The organism is Nocardioides sp. Kera G14 (assembly GCF_020715565.1).
In the GTDB taxonomy this organism is placed as follows: Bacteria; Actinomycetota; Actinomycetes; order Propionibacteriales; family Nocardioidaceae; genus Nocardioides.
The window spans coordinates 3,386,063-3,404,226 of sequence record NZ_CP085839.1 but is presented as its reverse complement, the minus strand read 5'-3'; the positions used below and the strand labels follow the sequence as shown (position 1 = coordinate 3,404,226).

19 protein-coding genes are annotated in these 18,164 nt (G+C 70.4%); 10 read left to right on the top strand and 9 right to left on the bottom strand.

What is annotated here, in order from left to right; all coding sequences use genetic code 11:
* The first annotated feature begins 86 nt into the window (after nucleotides 1–86).
* Nucleotides 87–1,439 (top strand): FAD-dependent oxidoreductase, encoded by a 1,353-nt coding sequence (locus LH076_RS16615; protein WP_227781867.1) that lies wholly within the window; start codon nucleotides 87–89, stop codon nucleotides 1,437–1,439.
* On the opposite strand, the gene LH076_RS16610 is transcribed toward LH076_RS16615, so the two are convergent.
* Entirely contained in the window at nucleotides 1,428–2,441 is a 1,014-nt protein-coding gene (locus LH076_RS16610) for an ABC transporter permease (protein WP_227781866.1), read from the bottom strand. The genes LH076_RS16615 and LH076_RS16610 overlap by 12 nt on opposite strands.
* A 27-nt stretch (nucleotides 2,442–2,468) precedes the next feature.
* Between LH076_RS16610 and LH076_RS16605 the strand changes: the two genes are divergently transcribed.
* Nucleotides 2,469–3,014 carry a TetR/AcrR family transcriptional regulator gene (locus LH076_RS16605; protein WP_227781865.1) on the top strand — a complete coding sequence of 182 codons (546 nt, stop codon included), beginning with the start codon at nucleotides 2,469–2,471 and terminating at the stop codon, nucleotides 3,012–3,014.
* 9 nt (nucleotides 3,015–3,023) lie between these two features.
* Here the strand turns inward: LH076_RS16605 and LH076_RS16600 are convergent, their stop codons facing one another.
* The 7 genes from LH076_RS16600 to metX all read right to left on the bottom strand — a co-directional run bounded on the left by LH076_RS16600 (nucleotide 3,024) and on the right by metX (nucleotide 8,928).
* Nucleotides 3,024–3,665, bottom strand: a complete 642-nt coding sequence (locus tag LH076_RS16600) for a LysE family translocator (RefSeq protein WP_227781864.1) — start codon at nucleotides 3,663–3,665, stop codon at nucleotides 3,024–3,026.
* Between the two features lie 20 nt (nucleotides 3,666–3,685).
* Nucleotides 3,686–4,894 carry an NAD(P)-binding domain-containing protein gene (locus LH076_RS16595; protein ID WP_227781863.1) on the bottom strand — a complete coding sequence of 403 codons (1,209 nt, stop codon included), beginning with the start codon at nucleotides 4,892–4,894 and terminating at the stop codon, nucleotides 3,686–3,688.
* A complete protein-coding gene (locus LH076_RS16590; protein ID WP_227781862.1) occupies nucleotides 4,891–5,451 on the bottom strand; it encodes an OsmC family protein in 561 nt (186 codons plus the stop codon). Before LH076_RS16590 ends, LH076_RS16595 begins: the two co-directional genes overlap by 4 nt.
* Nucleotides 5,452–5,496: 45 nt before the next feature.
* Complete coding sequence (locus tag LH076_RS16585) at nucleotides 5,497–6,018, bottom strand: OsmC family protein (RefSeq protein WP_227781861.1); 522 nt, start codon at nucleotides 6,016–6,018, stop codon at nucleotides 5,497–5,499.
* A 74-nt stretch (nucleotides 6,019–6,092) separates the two neighbouring features.
* The gene (locus LH076_RS16580; protein ID WP_227781860.1) at nucleotides 6,093–6,587 is read right to left on the bottom strand and encodes a CoA-binding protein; all 495 of its coding nucleotides are present in this window, start codon (nucleotides 6,585–6,587) and stop codon (nucleotides 6,093–6,095) included.
* Nucleotides 6,587–7,756 carry an O-acetylhomoserine aminocarboxypropyltransferase/cysteine synthase family protein gene (locus LH076_RS16575; RefSeq protein ID WP_227781859.1) on the bottom strand — a complete coding sequence of 390 codons (1,170 nt, stop codon included), beginning with the start codon at nucleotides 7,754–7,756 and terminating at the stop codon, nucleotides 6,587–6,589. Before LH076_RS16575 ends, LH076_RS16580 begins: the two co-directional genes overlap by 1 nt.
* A 137-nt stretch (nucleotides 7,757–7,893) precedes the next feature.
* A complete protein-coding gene (gene metX / locus LH076_RS16570; RefSeq protein WP_227781858.1) occupies nucleotides 7,894–8,928 on the bottom strand; it encodes a homoserine O-acetyltransferase MetX in 1,035 nt (344 codons plus the stop codon).
* Nucleotides 8,929–9,024: 96 nt separating this feature from the next.
* On the opposite strand from metX, the gene LH076_RS16565 reads away from it, so the two are divergent.
* The 8 genes from LH076_RS16565 to LH076_RS16530 all read left to right on the top strand — a co-directional run bounded on the left by LH076_RS16565 (nucleotide 9,025) and on the right by LH076_RS16530 (nucleotide 17,163).
* Entirely contained in the window at nucleotides 9,025–9,654 is a 630-nt protein-coding gene (locus LH076_RS16565) for a YitT family protein (RefSeq protein ID WP_227781857.1), read from the top strand.
* Nucleotides 9,655–9,718: 64 nt separating this feature from the next.
* Entirely contained in the window at nucleotides 9,719–10,558 is an 840-nt protein-coding gene (locus LH076_RS16560) for an STAS domain-containing protein (RefSeq protein ID WP_227781856.1), read from the top strand.
* Entirely contained in the window at nucleotides 10,558–10,962 is a 405-nt protein-coding gene (locus LH076_RS16555; protein WP_227781855.1) for an STAS domain-containing protein, read from the top strand. Before LH076_RS16560 ends, LH076_RS16555 begins: the two co-directional genes overlap by 1 nt.
* A complete protein-coding gene (locus LH076_RS16550) occupies nucleotides 10,943–11,359 on the top strand; it encodes an anti-sigma regulatory factor (RefSeq protein WP_227781854.1) in 417 nt (138 codons plus the stop codon). The genes LH076_RS16555 and LH076_RS16550 overlap by 20 nt, the downstream gene beginning before the upstream one ends.
* Entirely contained in the window at nucleotides 11,356–12,390 is a 1,035-nt protein-coding gene (locus LH076_RS16545; protein ID WP_227781853.1) for an ATP-binding protein, read from the top strand. The genes LH076_RS16550 and LH076_RS16545 overlap by 4 nt, the downstream gene beginning before the upstream one ends.
* Complete coding sequence (locus tag LH076_RS16540) at nucleotides 12,387–13,739, top strand: sensor histidine kinase (protein ID WP_227781852.1); 1,353 nt, start codon at nucleotides 12,387–12,389, stop codon at nucleotides 13,737–13,739. Before LH076_RS16545 ends, LH076_RS16540 begins: the two co-directional genes overlap by 4 nt.
* Nucleotides 13,732–15,291 (top strand): fused response regulator/phosphatase, encoded by a 1,560-nt coding sequence (locus tag LH076_RS16535; RefSeq protein WP_227781851.1) that lies wholly within the window; start codon nucleotides 13,732–13,734, stop codon nucleotides 15,289–15,291. Before LH076_RS16540 ends, LH076_RS16535 begins: the two co-directional genes overlap by 8 nt.
* Nucleotides 15,292–15,297: 6 nt before the next feature.
* Nucleotides 15,298–17,163 carry a Na+/H+ antiporter gene (locus LH076_RS16530; protein ID WP_227781850.1) on the top strand — a complete coding sequence of 622 codons (1,866 nt, stop codon included), beginning with the start codon at nucleotides 15,298–15,300 and terminating at the stop codon, nucleotides 17,161–17,163.
* 4 nt (nucleotides 17,164–17,167) lie between these two features.
* Here the strand turns inward: LH076_RS16530 and LH076_RS16525 are convergent, their stop codons facing one another.
* Nucleotides 17,168–18,160, bottom strand: a complete 993-nt coding sequence (locus tag LH076_RS16525; protein WP_227781849.1) for an aldo/keto reductase — start codon at nucleotides 18,158–18,160, stop codon at nucleotides 17,168–17,170.
* Nucleotides 18,161–18,164: the final 4 nt, after the last annotated feature.

The window sequence follows — 18,164 nt, the reverse complement described above, 5'->3', positions numbered from 1 at the left end:
GTCTCATGAATCGGCGAGGAATCTCATCTGTCAGGCGGGCCTCCTATCCTTGATGGGTACTTCTTCCCCCGGAAAGGCTTGTTGTGGTGCGTCCTATCCGTGTTGCCGTCGTCGGTGGCGGTCCCGCCGGCATCTACGCCGCTGACATCCTCACGCGTGAGCACGAGGGTGCGACGGTCGATGTCATCGAGCGCCTGCCCGCGCCCTACGGCCTGGTCCGCTATGGCGTCGCGCCGGACCACCCGCGGATCAAGGAGATCATCAAGGCGCTGCGCCGGGTGCTCGACAACGACCGCATCCGTTTCTTCGGCAACGTCGACTACGGCAACGACCTCAAGCTCGACGACCTCAAGCGCTTCTACGACGCGGTCATCTTCGCCACCGGCGCGATGGCCGACCGTGAGCTCACCATCCCGGGCGCGGACCTCGAGGGCAACTTCGGTGCCGCCGACTTCGTGAGTTGGTACGCCGGCCACCCGGACGTCCCGCGCGAGTGGCCGCTCACCGCGCAGTCCGTGGCGGTGCTCGGCGCCGGCAACGTTGGCCTCGACGTCGCCCGCATGCTGGCCAAGCCGGCCGACGAGCAGCTCGTCACCGAGATCGCCGACAACGTCTACCAGGGCCTCAAGGCCAACCCGGCGACGGAAGTCCACGTCTTCGCCCGTCGCGGCCCGGCCCACATCAAGTTCTCCCCGATGGAGCTGCGCGAGCTGTCGCACAGCCCGTCCGTCGACGTGGTCGTCGAGGAGGAGGGCTTCCAGATCGACGACGCCGGCCAGGCCGAGATCAGCAAGCACAAGGCCACCCGTCTCGTCGTCGACACGCTGCTCAAGTACCTCGAGGCCGAGCCCACCGGCGCGCCGCACAAGATCGTCATCCACATGATGCAGAACCCGGTCGAGCTGCTCGGCGAGGACGGCAAGGTCGTCGCCATCCGCACCGAGAAGACCGAGTACGACGGCACCGGCAACGTCCACGGCACCGGCGAGTTCGTCGACACGCCCGTCCAGGCGGTCTACCGCGCGATCGGCTACCTCTCCTCCCCGCTCGCCGACGTCCCCTTCGACGACGGTGCGGGCGTGATCCCCAACGACGGCGGCCGTGTGCTGACCGAGGTCGACGGTGAACAGATCGACGGCCTCTACGTCACCGGCTGGATCAAGCGCGGTCCGGTCGGCCTGATCGGCCACACCAAGTCCGACGCCAAGGAGACGATCGACCACCTCCTCACCGACCTCGAGGCCGGCCGCGTCGCCGAGCCGGAGGCCGCTGACCCGGCCGCGGTCGTCGAGCACCTCACCGCCCGCGGCGTGGAGTTCACCACCGAGGAGGGCTGGGGCAAGCTCGAGACCCACGAGCTCTCCCTGGGTGAGGCCGCCGGCCGCGAGCGGATCAAGGTCGTCCCGCGCGAGGAGATGCTCCGCATCTCACGCAGCTGATCGGCGCATCCCCGACGCAACCAGCGTGATCGCCGCACCCACGACCGCCCAGGCCGCGATCAGCCAGACGTGACCAGCGGCGCCGTGACCGTCGAAGTAGACGATCTCGCGCAGCGCCGTCGTGCCCGCACCGTTGGGCAGCCACTGCCCGACCGTCCGCCACAGCGCCGGGAGCAGCTCGAACTGGTAGGCACCGCCCGCACTCGGGTTGCCGAGCACCACGAAGAGCAGCACGGTCAGGCCGATCCCGATCGTGCCGGCGAGCACCTGGAGCGCCATCGTGACGGTGGCCGAGGAGAGCACGAGCAGCGTGCCGACCGCGGCGAGTGCCCAGAAGTGGCCGGTGAGGGCGCCGAGGAGCTGGTCGACGACGAGTGCTCCTGTCAGTCCCGAGAGCACCGCGTAGGGCAGCATCGCGCCCAGGCGGATGACCGCGCGCCGCAGGTTGGCGGGGCGAGCGCCCTTGGCCACACCGAGGAGCGAGGCGACGAGGTAGCCGCCCACGAGCCAGCCGATGACGAGGTAGAAGCCGCTCAGCCCGCGCGCGTCACCACTCTGGAGCGGGACCACGTCCGTCGTCGTGAAGGACCGGCCCTGCTTCGACTCCGCGGCCGTGGCCAGCTGTTCGACGGCCGTCTGCAGGGAGGTGCCCCGGGCACTCGCGACCAGCAGGGTGTCCCGGGTGCTGGCGGGATCCGCCACCAGGACGGCGACGAGGTCGCCCCGCCGGATCTGTTTGCGGGCGCTGGCCTCGTCGGCGACCACCCGGGCCGACAGCGGGGTGCCGTCGGCGGCGTTGAGCTGGTCGCGCACCGCGCCTGCCTGGGCGGTCGGTGCGACGACACCGACCTCGATCCGGTGTGGTGACGGGTGGTGGAAGGCGCCCACATACGAGGCGATGAAGGCGATCTGCACCAGGAGCACGCCTGCGACCAGCAGGACGGTGCGCAGCGAGATCGCATCCTTGAGCTCATCGAGGAATCGGCGGTCGTCGGTGGTCATGTCAATAACGCTACTCTTGGTTTCGTTATGAAGCACCTCCGACCGGGCAGGCCACGGCGTGACGTCGACGACGTCGTGCGCGCCGCGCTCGTCGACCTCGTCCGTCGCCAGGGATACGCCGGCACCACCATCGATCAGGTCGCCCGGGCTGCGGGCGTCGCCAAGACCACGGTCTACCGCCGCTGGGAGTCCAAGACCGCATTGGCGCTCGACGCCCTCATCGATGTGCTCGGCGAGCCCCCTGTCGCTGACGGTCCGCGTGAGACCGGCCTGGGGGTCGCCATCGGCTGGCTCGCCGGGAGGATCAGCGATCCCGACGTCCACCACCTGCTCACCGCCCTCATCGGCGAGGCGGCACGCGATGCCGAGATCCGACTCCGGTTGCGCGGCGCCATCCGGACGCCGTTCGAGCGCCGGACCGCCGAGGCGTGGGCGCTCGACCCGGCCTCGGTCGACCTGGCCTTCGACGTCGCCGTCGGGGCGCTACTCCACCACGCTGCCATGACCGGCCGGGTCGAGGCCGCCACCGTCGCGCTGATCAGCGATCTCGCCGTGCGGATCGCCTCCGCCTGACTTCCGTGGTCATTCCGTCGCGAGCCGCACGCCGAACCCGATCAGCACCACGCCCGTGACGGCATCGAGACGGCGGCGGATGTGCGGCGTCTGCATCCAGGTCGCGATGGTGCCCGAGACGGCGATGAGGCCGACGAAGTAGAGCGCAGTGAGCAGCACGAAGATCGCGCCGAAGGCGATGCTCGTCCACCCCACGGAGGCACCGTCAGGCACGAAGCCGGGCAGGAAGCTGACGAAGAAGACACCGACCTTCGGGTTGAGGATGTCGGTGAGGAAGCCGCCGGCGAAGCCCGAGCGGCCCTTCGTCTCGATGACGTCGGCGGGTGCGGTCGGCCCGTCCCCGTGCGCCGCGACCTCGCCGGTCGACTTCCGGATCGAGCGCAGCGACTGCACGCCGATCCAGATCAGGTACGCCGCCCCCGCGATCTTGAGCGCCTCGTAGCCGACTTCGCTCGCCTTCAACAGGGCCGCGAGTCCGAGCGCCGCAGCCGCGACCCAGCAGCACAACCCGCTCAGCACCCCGAGGGCGGTCAACGCCGCGCCGCGCCGTCCGCCACGGACCATGCCGCGTACGACGACCAGCGTGTCCGGCCCGGGCAGCAGCACGATGAGGATCGCGGCGATCGTGAAGGTGCCGAAGGCGAGCAACATGGCCTGAGTCTAAGGAGCCGTCAGAGTGCGGCGGCGAGGTGTTTCGTCAGTTCCTCGGCATCCGCGTTGGCGCCGTCGATGTACGTCGACCGCCGCCGTCGTAGGACGGGCAGCCCGGTCACATAGAGACCGGGAAGATCCGTGACGCCGCCGTCGTGCCGGATCGCGCCCTTGGCATCGAAGACCGGCGCGTCGACGAAGCCGTGGTCAGGCTTGATCCCGGTGGCCCACAGGACGGTGCGGATCTCACCCGAGGCGAGGTCGAGGCCGAGCTGCGGCGCGGGGATCCGCGTCGGATCCAGTCGCTCGCCCTCCCCGCCCGCCACCACGTCGATGGAGGTGAGCAGGCGGTTGAGCTTGAGGTCGGCCAGCGAGGCCACGTTGGCGAGGGAGCCGGAGAAGAGCGCCTGCCCGTCGCGGATCCCGGCGAGCTTGCCCACGAGGCGGACGCCCAAGGACTGCAGGGCGTTGAGGTCCAGGTCGCCCGAGCCTCCGACCAGCTGGAAGGACGGCAGCCTGCGGGCACGGACGACGTCGTCGACCTCGTCCCAGCGTTCGTCGAGGAGTCCGATCTCGTCGATCCACGCGAAGAGGTCGCGGTCGCGATAGCGGCGGACGGCGCGCACATGCTCACCGACCGCGAGGGTCACCTGGCGGCCGGAGCGCTGCAGTTCGGCGGCGATCTGCACGCCGCTGGCCGCCGCGCCCACGACGAGCACACCGCCTTCGGGCAGCTGCGACGGGTTGCGGTAGTCGACGGCGTGCAACGAGACCACGCCCTCGGGCAGCCCGTCGGCCACCGCGGGGACCACACCACGCACGGAGCCGGAGGCGAGGACGACCGTCCGTGCCGACCATGGGCCCTGGGAGGTCTCGACGGCGAAACCGCCAGACACGGGCGCGACCCGGCGTACGGCGGTCTCCGCCTGCACCGGCGCGCCGGAGACGCTGGCGTAGTCACAGACGAAGTCGGCCACCTCGGCAGCGGTCATGAAGCCGTCGCGATCCGGCCCCACATAAGCGTGGCCGGGGAGGCGGGTCATCCAGTTGGGCGTGAGCAGTCGGAGCGAGTCCCACCGCTGGGTGCGCCACGAGTGGGCCACCTGACCGCGCTCGAGGACGACGTGGTCTATCCCCTGCGCGGTCAGGTGGTGGCTGACGGCCAGCCCGCTGTGACCCCCACCGACGACCATCGTGGTGGTCCGGCGGCTCGCCGTCGGCGCGGTCACGACACCGAGACGGTGACCGCAGTCGGGTTGGTCAGTGCGTCGAAGACGGCCGACCGCTTCTGCGACTGGGCGACGAGCGCCTGGATGTCCTCGGGGCTCGCGTCGGCGTCGATGGAGTAGTTGACCCGGATCTCGTTGAAGCCGTTGCGGACGTCGGGGTCGGCCCCGAGGATGCCGCGGATGTCGTGGTCGCCCTCGATCGTCGCCGTCACCGAGTTGAGCTGGATGCCGCGCTGCTGCGCCACCGCGGCGACACCGGCCGTGAGGCAGCCCCCGAGGGCGACGAGGAGCGTCTCGACCGGCGTGGCGCCGTTGTTCTCGGCGGCGAACTGGGGCGGGTGATCGCCGTCGTACTCGAAGGAGCGCTCTGCCTCCTGCTCCTCGCCGAGGCCGAAGAAGCCCTCGACCTTGCTCTTCGAGTGGGTGCCCTTCACCCACGTGTTGGTGGCGCGCCAGGTGAACTGAGCGGCGGCCGGGGTCTCCTGCAGGGCGGCGCGGGCGCCGAGCAGCGCCTCGACGTTGACGCCGTTGTCGACGGGTGTGGCGGTCTGGGTCATGGTGATCTCTCTCGTTTTCGGTGGGGTGGTCGGGTGGATCGCGGATCAGGCCAACGAGATGTTGACCGGGACGGCGCTCTGCAGGGTGTGGCCGACGGGCGAGCTCGCGAGCACCTTGGCGTGAAGCGCCTCGAGCTCCTCGCGCGGAGCGTCGGAGACGAGGGTCACCTGGGCGTCGATGGCGTCGAAACCGGCGTGGCCCTCACCGAGCCCGAGGAAGACGGTGAGGTCGACGTCGCCCTTGAGGTCGATGCGGACGTCGTCCAGCTTGAGGCCCGCGACGGTCGCGTTGGCGGCGTAGCCGACGGCGAGGCAGTTGCCGAGAGCGCCCAGCAGTTGCTCCACCGGGTTGGGGGCCGTGTCACCGCCACCCAGCCCTGCCGGCTCGTCGGACTGCGTGGGCTCGAAGGAGCGGATCTTCGCCTCGGAGGCGAACCCGCCCTTCCAGTTCACGTGGGCGGCCCACGTGGTGTGGGCCTTCGCGGGATCGGCCTGGATGGCCTCGACGAGGCCGCCGACTGCGGCGAGGTCGACATCGTTGAGCTGCGTCGTTGCATCGATGCTCATGGAGCACTCCTGAGGTCAGGGGGTTCGCGGATAATCGAGATAGTAGACCGATTAACTAGACTAGAACCAGTGTCTCAACGAGCGGCCTTGCGGGACGTGATCCGCCCGGTGTCGAAGCCGGCAAGATGGAGCCCTCCGTGGAACCTCGCGTGCTCGATCTTGAGACAACGGTTCTGCACGACGGTGATCCCGGCGGCACGGGCCGTGGCGGCGGCCTCGTCGTGGACGAGCCCGAGCTGGAACCACACGACCGGACTGCCCAGTGCGATCACCTCGTCCACGACGCCCGGCAGGTCCGAGGTCCGGCGGAAGACGTCGACCACGTCGGGCACCTCGGGCAGGTCCTGCAGCGAGGCGTAGACGGGCAGGCCGAGCACCGACTGCCCGGCGGCGTTGGGATTGATGAAGTAGAGCGTGTAGTCGGTGTCCTGCACGAGGTACGTCGCCACGTAGTAACTCGACCGCGCGGTGTTCGGCGAGAAGCCCACGATGGCGATCGATTGGGCGGCGCGCAGGAGGCCCAGCCGCTCCTTGGCGGTCGGCTCGTGCTCGATCTGCGGGATGCCCATCAGCCCTCCTTGGTCGCGGCGGCCAGCGCCTGGTCCAGGTCGAAGAGGAGGTCATCAGCGTCCTCGATGCCGACGCTGATCCGCACCAGCCCGGCTCCGACGCCCGCCTCGGCCAGACGCGACTCGCTGAGCTGGCGGTGCGTGGTCGACGCGGGATGGATGACCAGAGTCTTGGCGTCACCGATGTTGGCCAGATGACTGGCGAGCTCCACCGACTCGATGAACCGCTCACCCGCGGCACGACCACCACGGATCCCGAAGCTGAAGACCGAGCCGGGGCCCTTCGGCAGGTATTTGAGAGCACGCGAGTGGTGCGGATGCGAGGAAAGCCCGGCCCAGTTGACGAACTCGATCCGGTCGTCGGCAGCGAGCCACTCGGCGACGACACGCGCGTTCTCCACATGACGCTGCACGCGCAGGGGCAGGGTCTCGACACCGAGGGCCAGCTGCCACGCGCTCTGCGGTGAGAGGGTCGCGCCCACGTTGCGCAGGTGCTCGGCACGCAGCCGGGTGAGGAACGCGTACTCGCCGAAGTTGCCCCACCACGAGAGACCGCCGTAGTGCTCGACCGGCTCGTGGAAGAGCGGGAAGCGCTCCGGCGCATAGGTGAACCGCCCCGACTCGACCACGACACCGCCCAGCGTCGTGCCGTGCCCACCGAGGAACTTCGTGGCGGAGTGGACGACGATGTCGGCGCCCCACTCGATCGGGCGGTTGAGGTACGGCGTCGGGATGGTCGAGTCGATGACCAGCGGCACTCCGTGGGCATGGGCGACCTCCGCCAGCCCCTCGATGTCGGCGATCTCTCCGGACGGGTTCGCGACCGTCTCGGCGAAGAGCAGCTTCGTGTTCGGGCGGATCGCGGCGGCGTAGCCCTCCGGATCGGTCGAGGAGACGAAGGTCGTCTCCACCCCGAAGCGCCGCAGTGTCACGTCGAGCTGGGTGACGGTGCCGCCGTACAGCTGTGCGGAGGCGACGATGTGGTCGCCCGCGCCGGCGAGCGAGGCGAAGGTGACGAACTCGGCGCCCAGCCCCGAGGCCGTGGCGACGGCGCCGATGCCGCCCTCGAGCGAGGCGATCCGCTCCTCGAAGGAGGCGACGGTCGGGTTGCCGACGCGGGAGTAGAAAGATGTTGCCGTACTTCTGCAGCGCGAACCGCGCGGCCGCATCCGCGGTGTCGTCGAAGACGAAGGCCGCCGACTGGTAGATCGGCAGTGCCCGCGCACCGCTCACGGCGTCCGGGATGTTGCCCGCGTGGATGGCGCGGGTGTGGAAGCCGTAGACGTGGTCGGAGGGGACGGACGGGTCAGACAACGGGTTCTCCCAGGAACGTGCGGACGAGGTCGAGGTAGCCGGGCGGGTCGAGCAGGAACGAGTCGTGTCCCCAGGTCGAGTGCACCTCGTGCCGCTCCACGTCGACACCGGCGGAGCGGAGCTGCTTCTCGATCAGCTCAGAGTGGGCGGTCGGGAAGCGCCAGTCGGAGTCGAAGGAGATCAGCTGGAACCGCGTCGGCGACGCGGCGGCGAGGATGCGGGCGGCGAAGCCCGGGTCGGCGAACGGGTCGAAGTGGTCGAGCAGCCGGGTGAGGTAGAGGTAGGAGAGGCGGTCGAAGCGGTCGATGAAGGTCGACCCTTGGTGGTCGAGGTAGCTCTCGACCTCGAACTCGACGCCCAGCCCGGGGGACGATCCCGGACGGCGGGAGCGGCCGAACTTCTCCTCGAGCCCCTGCTCGGAGACGTAGGTGATGTGAGCGAGCATCCGGGCGACGGCTAGCCCGTTGACCGGGTCGCGCAGGATCGCCTGCCGGGCGACGTGGGAGAGCGCGATGTTCTGGGCGCTGAGCCGCGCGCTGGCCGCGACCAGCACGGCCCGGCCGATCTGACCCGGAGCATCCGACGCCCACTGCAGGAGCTGCATCCCACCGAGCGAGCCGCCGACCGCCCCGTGCAGCCGCTCGACGCCCAGATGCTCGAGGAGCGCGCGGTGGACCATGACCACATCACGCATGGAGATGAGCGGGAAGTCGAGTCCCCACGGAAGGCCCGTCGAGGGGTTGGTCGAGGAGGGCCCGGTCGTGCCGCGGCAGCCGCCGAGCAGGTTGGGGCAGATGACGAAGAAGCGGTCGGTGTCAACGGGCCGTCCGGGCCCGACCATGGTCGGCCACCACTCCTCGGCGTGGGCGTCGCCCGTCAGGGCGTGGGCGATGAAGACGGCGTTGTCGCGGGCCTCGGTGAGCGTCCCGTACGTCGCGTAGGACACCTCGACGGGTGCCAGGTCGGTCCCATGGGACAGGCGCAGCGGCGCGTCGGAGGAGAAGAGGGCAACGCTCGTGGCGGCCACGTTGCCACCTCCCACCATGTAATAGTCCAGTGAGTCAGTGGGCAATCTACTGTCTGGGATTCGCGAAGGAAACACACTGCTGGAACCATCGTGGGTATGGCGATGGACGAGGGCGTCGACCTGCGCGCGGAGCCGCCGCCGCACGGGGTCCTCGAGGACCTGCTCGGCCTCGCGATCGGCATCTTCCTGACCAGCCTCGGCCTCTACCTGATCCACGTCACCGGGGCGGTGACCGGTGGCACCGCGGGCCTGAGCCTGCTCATCTCGTACGCGGCGAACTGGAACTTCCAGCTCGTGTTCGCGCTGATCAACCTGCCGTTCGTCGTGGTCGCCTTCCTCCAGAAGGGCGCCGACTTCGCGATCCGCTCGGCACTGAGCGTGGTCGCCGTCTCGCTGGCCACGGGATGGCAGGGCGACGTACTCGGCCTGGACCACCTCGACCGGAGCTACGGCGTCCTCGCCGGGGCGATCCTCACGGGCATGGGCGTGCTCGCGCTGGTCCGGCACAACTCGAGCATCGGTGGCTTCAGCGTGGTGGCGGTGATCCTGCAGGAGAAGGCCGGGATGCGGGCGGGCTACGTGATGATGTCGCTCGACGCCCTGGTCCTGCTCGCGTCCTTCCTGGTCCTGGAACCGGGGGTGGTGCTGTGGTCGGCGCTCGGGGCGGCGCTGCTCAACATCGTGCTGGCGTTCAACCACCGCCCGGGCCGCTACATGGGCCTATGACGGTCTGCCATGATGACGAGCGGCCGACGCACGGCCGGGCACACGCACTGAGGGACGGAGCACCGTGGCAACAGAGAGCAACACCTGGGTCCGCCTGCTGGTCGACAACCGTGAGGAACTGCTGCAGTCCTGGGCAGCCGTCGTCGAGCGCAATCTGACCGGTCGGATGACCGTATCCGAATCGGCCCACGACATCCGTGAGATCTTCGACGGCCTCGTCGCCGGAGGGTCCGACCAGTCGGCCGCCGGCGTACGCGGCGAGAGCTTCGACAGCCTGCGCGCGCTGCTCGCCGACCTGGGCCGCACCCGTGGTCGTCAGGGCTTCTCCCCCACGGAGGCCGTGACCAGCATCTTCGCGCTCAAGACCGCCGTGCTCGAGCTGCTCGAGCGCACCGGTGACGCCGAGGGCTACCGCGCCTTCGCCCAGCTGTCGCTGGTGATGGACGACCTCGGGCTCTACATGCTCGAGACCTACGCGTCCGCCCGTGAGACCGTCATCGCGCAGCAGACCGAGACGCTCCTGGAGCTCTCCACCCCCGTCGTGAAGCTGTGGGACGGCATCGTCGCCCTGCCGCTCGTCGGCACCCTCGACTCCGCGCGCACGCAGGTCGTCATGGAGGCGCTCCTCCAGGCACTCGTCGAGACCGGCTCCGAGCACGCGATCATCGACATCACCGGTGTCGCCGCCGTCGACACGCAGGTCGCCCAGCACCTGCTCAAGACCGTGCAGGCCGCCCGCCTCCTCGGTGCCGAGTGCATCGTCTCGGGCATCCGCCCGCAGATCGCCCAGACCGTCGTCGCGCTCGGCATCGAGTTCGGTGACATCCACACCAAGGCGAGCCTCGCGGACGCCATGCTCCTCGCCATGCGTCGGTCGGGCCTCGACGTCGTCAGCAGGGCCTGATGGACCGCATCCCGGTCCTCCGCATCGGCGACGTCCTTCTGGTCTCGATCCAGGTCGATCTCCAGGACCACATCGCCCTCACGCTGCAGGACGACCTCAGCCAGAAGATCGTCGACACGGGCGCGAAGGGCGTCCTCATCGACATCTCCGCACTCGAGATCGTCGACAGCTTCATCGGCCGGATGATCTCGACCACGGCCGCCGTCTCCCGGGTCCTCGACGCCGAGACGGTGGTGGTCGGCATGCAGCCGGCTGTCGCGATCACGCTCGTCGAGCTCGGCCTCACCCTCAGCGGGGTGCGGACGGCCCTCGACGTCGACCGCGGCCTGCGACTCCTCCGGAGCCGCCTGGACGAGGCGGATGACACCGGCACGGTCGAGTCGGATGACAACGCCGGCGACTGACGGCGTCAACGTCGTCGACATCGGGGCCGACTCCGACGTGGTCCGGGTGCGACAGCTCGTCCGAGACCTGTCGCTGGCGGCCAAGCTGTCCCTCGTCGACCAGACGAAGCTGGTGACCGCCACGAGCGAGCTCGCCCGCAACACCTTGGTCTACGGCGGTGGCGGCGAGGCCACCGTTCAGATCGTCGAGCGGGGCGACCTCACCGGTGTCGAGGTCATCTTCGCCGACAAGGGCCCGGGCATCGACGACGTCGACCTGGCCCTCACCGACGGCTGGACGAGCGGCAGCGGGATGGGCCTCGGCCTCTCCGGCGCCAAACGGCTCGTCGACGAGTTCGAGCTCGACACGGCGCCCGGTGAGGGCACCCGTGTCCGGGTCATCAAATGGCGGCGATGAGGGTGTTCCCTCCCGCGCGCGTCGCCGACGACGTGTGGTGGCGTGTCGAGGACGACGCGGCCGTGGCCTCCGTACGCCGGGCCGCGACCGCCCTTGCCAACCAGCTCCGCTTCGACGAGTCGCGGGTCGGCGAGGTCGGGATCGTGGTGACCGAGCTGGCCACCAACCTGAGGAAGCACGCCGGCGGCGGCGAGCTCGTGCTCCGCAGCCCGCACGGCACCACCGAGGGCCTACGTATCCTCGCGATCGACTCGGGGCCCGGGAGCCGCAACATCGACGCCCTCATCTCCGACGGCGCCTCCACGCGCGGGACCCTCGGCATCGGGCTGGGAGCGTGCGTGCGGCTCTCGAACCGCTTCGACGTCTTCTCCGTGCCCGCGGTCGGCACGATCGCGGAGGCCGTCCTGGCGGGCACCGCACCGCCGACGTCTCCGGTCGCGGGAACGGTCGCCGTCAGGGCGGACACCCTCACCCGCCCCCTGGGCGGCGAGGGCGCGTGCGGCGACATCGCCGTCTACCGGGACTTCCCGGGCGGCCTGATCGGCATGCTCTCCGACGGCCTGGGCCACGGGCCACTGGCGGCGGACGCGTCACGACGGGCCGCGGAGCTGATGCTCGAGTCCGAGCTCACGTCACCGGGAGCACTGCTCGAGCGGATGCATGCCGCCCTCGGCAGCACGCGCGGTGCGGCGATCTCCCTCCTGCGGTACGACGACGCCACTCGCACCGTCACCCACGCAGGCGTCGGCAACGTGGTCACCAGGCTCTTCGGTGCAGACTCCCGCACGCTGCCGTCCCAGCCCGGCATCGTCGGCCACCGGATGCCACGCCTGCGCGAGCTGGCCGTCCCCCTCACGGGCCGTTCGACCGCAGTCCTGCACAGCGACGGCATCCGCCAGCAGTGGAGCTTCGACGACCTCCCCGGCGCGCTTGGCCACGAACCGGGCGTCCTGTGTGCCACCGTGATGCGTGCCGCGGCCACCCGCCGTGACGACGCCAGCGTGCTGGTCGTGGAGATGGGTCGATCATGAACTCAACCATCCTGGCGGAGCTCACGCTCGCCACCGAGGAGGACCTCTTCCTCGCCCGCGCCCTCGGCCGCGACTGCGGCGAGGGGCTCGGCATGGACCGCCTCGACGCACTCCGCGTGGCGACCGCCATCAGCGAGCTCGGCCGCGAGGTGGTCGCGACCGGGCAGGGTCAGCTCTGCCTGACCGTCGAAGGCACCGGAATCCTCGTCATTGCGATCAGTGCCCCGGCCGTCCCGCCGCAGTGGGAGGCCGCACTGAGGGCCGCCGCCCGTCTCGTCGACGGGGTCGAGGAGGTGCGCAGTCCCCTGCGCGGAGGAGAGGGTGTCGACGTACGACTGGAGAAGGGGTTGGGGCGGATGAAGCCGACGGAGAGCGAGTTGGGCGAACTCGCCGACAAGCTGCTCGTGCGGCACGCCTCGACCGCCTCCGACGAGCTCCGCCAGCAGAACCGCGACCTGATCGCCACTCTCGAGGAGGTACGCCGACAGGCCGATGCCCTGGCGTCGGTCAACCGTGAGCTCGAGGAGACCAACCGCGGCGTGATGGCGCTCTACACCGAGCTCTCCGAGGAGATGGAGCGGACCAACCAGGGCGTCGTGGCGCTCTACGCCGAGATCGACGACAAGAACCTCCAGCTGCGCGAGGCGAGCGAGGCCAAGAGCCGCTTCCTGCGCAGCATCAGCCACGAGCTCCGCACGCCGGTCAACTCGATCCTCGGGCTGACCGGGCTGCTCCTCGACCCGCACCAGGTGCACCCGCTGCCCGACGAGCACACCGAGCCGGTGCGCTACATCCGGGCGAGCGCCAACGACCTGCTGCGCCTGGTCGAGGAGTTGCTCGACCTCGCGAAGGCCGAGTCCGGCCGGCTCGTGCCCACCTTGGGTGAGGTGGAGCTCGAACCGCTCTTCGACGAGCTTCGCGGCGTGATCGAGCCGATCCTCCGGCCCGGCGTGACGATGTCGACGGAGATCGACGGCGTCGATCTCCTGACCACCGACCAGGAACTGCTCCGCCACATCCTGCGCAACCTGCTGAGCAACGCCGCGAAGTTCACCGACAGCGGCTCGATCACGCTGACCGCGGCTCGTGACGGGGAGTACGTGGAGCTGAGCGTCTCCGACACCGGCGTCGGCATCGCCCCCGAAGAGCGGGACCGGATCTTCGAGGAGTTCTACCAGGCGGCCTCCCCACTGCACGCGACCGCGCGCGGCACCGGCCTCGGGCTGCCCTTCGCGCAGCTCGTCGCGACGACCCTGGGCGGGAGGATCGAGCTCGAGAGCTCCGTGGGCGTCGGCAGCCGCTTCCGGCTCCGGCTGCCGATCGCGGGGGTGGGAGGCGACGGTGCCTGACCGGCTCCCCCTGGTCCTCGTCTGCGATGACACCCCCGCCAAGCGCTACGTGCTCGGGAGCTGGCTCCGGCGCTCGGGCTACCGGGTGATCGAGGCCGACACCGTCGCGGGTGCGCTGCGCGTGCTCTCGGAGCAGCCGGTCGACCTCGCCGTGCTCGACGTGCACCTGCCCGACGGCAGCGGGCTCGACATCACGCGGACGCTGCGGGCTGACCCGAGCCGGGCGTCGCTGCCCGTCGTCCACGTGTCGGCCGTGGCGATGGAGACCCTCGACCGGGTGGCCGGCCTCGACGTCGGCGCCGACGCCTACCTCGTCGACCCCGTCGACCCGCAGGAGCTGCTCTCGACGATCCGGACCCTGCTCCGGTCCTCAGGAGCACGCCGCGATGCCGAGGAGCTCGCCGGCCGGCTGAGCGCCCTCAACCGCGCCGCGGTCCGGCTCAGTGTCGCCGCCACGGTCGCGCGCCTGACCGAGGCGGTCGCCCGGGCAGCGGGTGAGGTCTTCGACGGGCCCGCCGTCGCCGTACTCGCGGACGAGCAGAGCGCGATGCGCTCCGCCGCCTCCCCCGGCGGCGGCGACGTGACGACCACGCCTCTCGACGAGCGCGACTTCGGCCTGCTGGACCTGCTGACCAGCGAGGGGACCGTGCGCCTCGACGACGACAGCTGGCGTCGGGTGCTGCCGGGGCCGAGCACCGCCCAGTGGCGCGTCTGGCCGATGCAGCGCGCGGGCAGCCGGTGCGGCTTCGTGGCGGTGCCCGTCTCGGAGATGCAGGCCAACGACGACTTCCTGCTCGAGCGCCTCTCGCAGTTCACCGTCGTGGCCCTGGAGAACCTCGAGACCCTGGCGCGTGAGCACCAGACGGCGATGATGCTCCAGCGCAGCCTGCTGCCGATCGTCCTCCCCCGCCCGGACGGCCTGGAGATCGCCGCCCGCTATCGCGCCTCCCAGCAGCATGCCGAGGTCGGCGGCGACTTCTTCGACGCGTTCGAGGTCGAGGACGGCCTCATGGTCGTCATCGGCGACGTGCAGGGCCACTCGCTCGAAGCGGCGGTCGTGATGGCCGAGCTGCGCTACTCGCTGCGCGCCTACGCCTACGACGGCTACGGGCCGGCGGCCCTCGCGGACCGGCTCAACCGGGTCCTGCTGCGCAACGACCCCGAGGTGATCGCCACCTCCTGCATCGGGTTGATCGCACCGGACCGCAGCAGCATCCGGATCGTCAACGCCGGTCACCCCACGCCGATCCTGGTGCGTCGTGGCGCCGCCTCGTTCGTCGGGGGCCACGGCCGCCTGCTCGGCTTCCTCAGCGAGCCGCCGTACGCCGACCAAGTGGTGCCCCTCGAGCCCGGAGACCGCCTGCTGCTGATGACGGACGGCCTGATCGAGCGTCGCGAGGAGGACCTCGACGTGAGCTTCGGGCGGGTCGCCGAGGCAGCCGCGTCAGCCGCCGATCTCCCGGTCGAGGCCGCGGCCGACGACCTGCTGCGCGGCTTCGGTACCAGCGACGACGATGTCGCACTCGTGGTCGTGGACGTGCTGGGGAGCTGACCGACGGTGCACATCACCCTGATGCTCGTCGCGCTCGCGGTGGCGGTCCTGGCGGTCACGGCGATCGCCGACCGCTTCAAGGCACCGGCACCGCTCGTGCTGATCGTCGGCGGTGTCGCGGTCTCCTACATCCCCGCCTTCCCGGAGGTCCAGCTCGAGCCCGACGTCGTCCTCTTCGGCCTGCTGCCGCCGCTGCTCTATGCCACCGCCATCTCGACCTCGCTCGTGGACTTCAACGCCAACCGGCGCGTCATCCTGCTCCTCTCCGTGGGCCTGGTGGTGGCGACGGTCGGCGGGGTCGGCGTCGTGGTGCATGCGCTCCTGCCCGGCGCCACCTGGGCCGCCTCCTTCGCCATCGGGGCGGTCGTGGCGCCACCGGACGCCGTGGCGGCGACTGCGGTGGCGAGGACCATCGGGTTGCCGCGCCGGATCGTCACGATCCTCGAGGGTGAGTCGCTGCTCAACGACGCGACCGCCCTGGTTTCGCTGCGGACCGCGATTCTCGCCCTCGCCGGCGGCGTCGAGGCCTGGCACGTCGGCCTCGACTTCCTCCGCGCGGCCGGTGGCGGGGTCCTGATCGGCATTGCCGGTTACCTCCTCGTCGGCTACGTCCGCAAGCACGTGACCGACCCGGTCTTCGACACCGGCCTCTCGCTGATCGTCCCGTTCGCGGCCTACGTCGCGGCCGAGAAGGTCGAGGCCTCCGGTGTCCTCGCCGTGGTCATCGCCGGGCTCCTCCTGGGCCACCGGGCGCCCGTGCTGCAGTCGGCGCAGTCGCGGATCGCCGAGCGGATGAACTGGCGCACGATCGCGTTCCTGCTGGAGAACGCCGTCTTCCTGCTCATCGGCCTCCAGGCCCGGCAGCTCATCGCCGCGGTCGGCAAGAGCGAGCTCGCCTGGAGCCGCATCGTCCTCATCTGCGGCGCGACGCTCGTGACGGTCATCGTCGTGCGGATGGTCTGGGTCTTCGTCACGCGCTACCTACTGATCCGGCCCACACCCGATCCCGACCTCGGACGCACTCCGCCGTGGACCTACACGTTCATCCTCGGCTGGTCGGGCATGCGGGGCGTGGTGACCCTGGCGGCGGCGTACCTCCTTCCGCTCGACACCACACACCGCGAGATCCTGCTGCTCGTCGCGTTCAGCGTGGTGGCCGGCACGCTCTTCGTGCAGGGCATGACGCTGCCGCTGGTGGCCCGTTGGCTCAAGGTGCCGTCACCGGATCCGCTCGACGACGCCCTCGCGCGCGCGACCCTGCTGCAGCAGGCGAGCAAGGCCGGCTTCGCCGCTCTCGAGAAGCTCGAGTACGACGACCCCCACGGCATCATCGAGACGGTGCGTGAGCGCGTCGACCAACGGAACTTCTCCGCCTGGGAGCGGCTCAGCACCAACATCGGCGACGAGGCGCCGAGCGAGCTCTACTCGCGGGCGCGTTTTGCGATGATCGAGGCCGAGCGCGCCCGGGTGCTGGAGATCCGCTCGGGCGGCACCGTGCCGGCCGACGTGGTCGCCGACGTGCTGCAGATGCTGGACGTCGAGGAGTCGATGCTCGACGTGGTCGAGGAGGACAGGGTGCGGATCGGTGCGGTCAACCAGCAGCGGCGCCCGGCCGGTGAGCTCTGCGCGGACCTCGAGCGCTACGACGCCGTCGACACCTCAGGCAGGACCGAGTGCCCCGACTGCGTCCGCGAGGGGACGCGTTGGGTCGCGCTGCGGCAGTGCCTCGCGTGCGGCCACGTCGGCTGCTGCGACTCCTCACCCGCCCAGCACGCCACCCGACACTTCCACGAGACCGGTCACCCGGTCATGGAATCCGCCGAGCCGGGCGAGGACTGGCGCTGGTGCTACGTCCACCACCTGACGGCGTGACCGCCTACCAGCGTGGGTGGACCGACGCGCGGAGATGGGTGTCGTAGAGACGCCGCACGGCGGCGTCGAAGTCGGCCGGAAGCACGACCTCGCTCGCGGCGGCGTTGGCGCGGGCCTGCTCCGGGTTGCGGGCGCCGGGGATGACGGTCGAGACCTCGGGCAGCGAGGCGATCCACGCGAGCGCGGCCTGCGCGGGGGTCGCGTCAGGGACCGTCTCCTTGACCAGCGCCGTGAACTCGCCGGCCGCCTGGACACCGGTCGCGTAGTCAACGCCGGAGAAGGTCTCGCCGACATCGAAGGCCTCGCCGTGGCGGTTGTAGGTGCGGTGGTCGTTCTCGGGGAACTCGGTGTCCAGGCTGTAGCGGCCCGACAGCAGGCCGCTCGCCAGCGGGACGCGCGCGATGATGCCCACACCCGCCTGGGCGGCCGCCGGCAGGACCTCGTCGAGCGGCTTGAGGCGGAAGGCGTTGAGGATGATCTGGACGGTCGCCACGCCGGGCCGCTTGATCGCGGTGAGCGCCTCGTCCACCGTCTCCACCGAGACGCCATAGGCAGCGATCCGCCCCTCGTCGACGAGGGTGTCGAGCGCGTCGAAGACCTCGTCGTCGCCATAGACGGCCGAAGGCGGGCAGTGCAGCTGGACGAGGTCGAGGGTGTCGACACCGAGGTTGCGACGCGAGCGGTCGTTCCACTCGCGGAAGTTGTCGAGCACGTAGTTGGCCGGGATCTGCTCGACGCGACGGCCCATCTTGGTGGCAACGGTGACCCCCGACTCGGGGTTGTGGCGCAGCCACGTGCCGACGAGGGACTCCGAGCGGCCGTCCCCGTAGACGTCGGCGGTGTCGAAGAAGGTGACGCCGGCGTCGTACGACGCCTGCAACAGCGCCAGCGCGTCCTTCTCGTCCACGTCGCCCCAGTCGGAGCCGCTGAGCTGCCAGGTTCCGAGGCCGATGACCGAGACCGGACGGCCGGTCCTGCCGAGAGTGCGCGTCTGCATGACC

Bases quoted from the DNA above. Each gene is read 5' to 3' on its own strand.
- LH076_RS16610 (WP_227781866.1), bottom strand. From the start codon at position 2,441: ATGACCACCGACGACCGCCGATTCCTCGATGAGCTCAAGGATGCGATC.
- LH076_RS16605 (WP_227781865.1), top strand. From the start codon at position 2,469: ATGAAGCACCTCCGACCGGGCAGGCCACGGCGTGACGTCGACGACGTC.
- LH076_RS16600 (WP_227781864.1), bottom strand. From the start codon at position 3,665: ATGTTGCTCGCCTTCGGCACCTTCACGATCGCCGCGATCCTCATCGTG.
- LH076_RS16590 (WP_227781862.1), bottom strand. From the start codon at position 5,451: ATGACCCAGACCGCCACACCCGTCGACAACGGCGTCAACGTCGAGGCG.
- LH076_RS16585 (WP_227781861.1), bottom strand. From the start codon at position 6,018: ATGAGCATCGATGCAACGACGCAGCTCAACGATGTCGACCTCGCCGCA.
- LH076_RS16580 (WP_227781860.1), bottom strand. From the start codon at position 6,587: ATGGGCATCCCGCAGATCGAGCACGAGCCGACCGCCAAGGAGCGGCTG.
- LH076_RS16575 (WP_227781859.1), bottom strand. From the start codon at position 7,756: ATGCGGCCGCGCGGTTCGCGCTGCAGAAGTACGGCAACATCTTTCTAC.
- LH076_RS16565 (WP_227781857.1), top strand. From the start codon at position 9,025: ATGGCGATGGACGAGGGCGTCGACCTGCGCGCGGAGCCGCCGCCGCAC.
- LH076_RS16555 (WP_227781855.1), top strand. From the start codon at position 10,558: ATGGACCGCATCCCGGTCCTCCGCATCGGCGACGTCCTTCTGGTCTCG.
- LH076_RS16550 (WP_227781854.1), top strand. From the start codon at position 10,943: ATGACAACGCCGGCGACTGACGGCGTCAACGTCGTCGACATCGGGGCC.
- LH076_RS16545 (WP_227781853.1), top strand. From the start codon at position 11,356: ATGAGGGTGTTCCCTCCCGCGCGCGTCGCCGACGACGTGTGGTGGCGT.
- LH076_RS16540 (WP_227781852.1), top strand. From the start codon at position 12,387: ATGAACTCAACCATCCTGGCGGAGCTCACGCTCGCCACCGAGGAGGAC.
- LH076_RS16525 (WP_227781849.1), bottom strand. From the start codon at position 18,160: ATGCAGACGCGCACTCTCGGCAGGACCGGCCGTCCGGTCTCGGTCATC.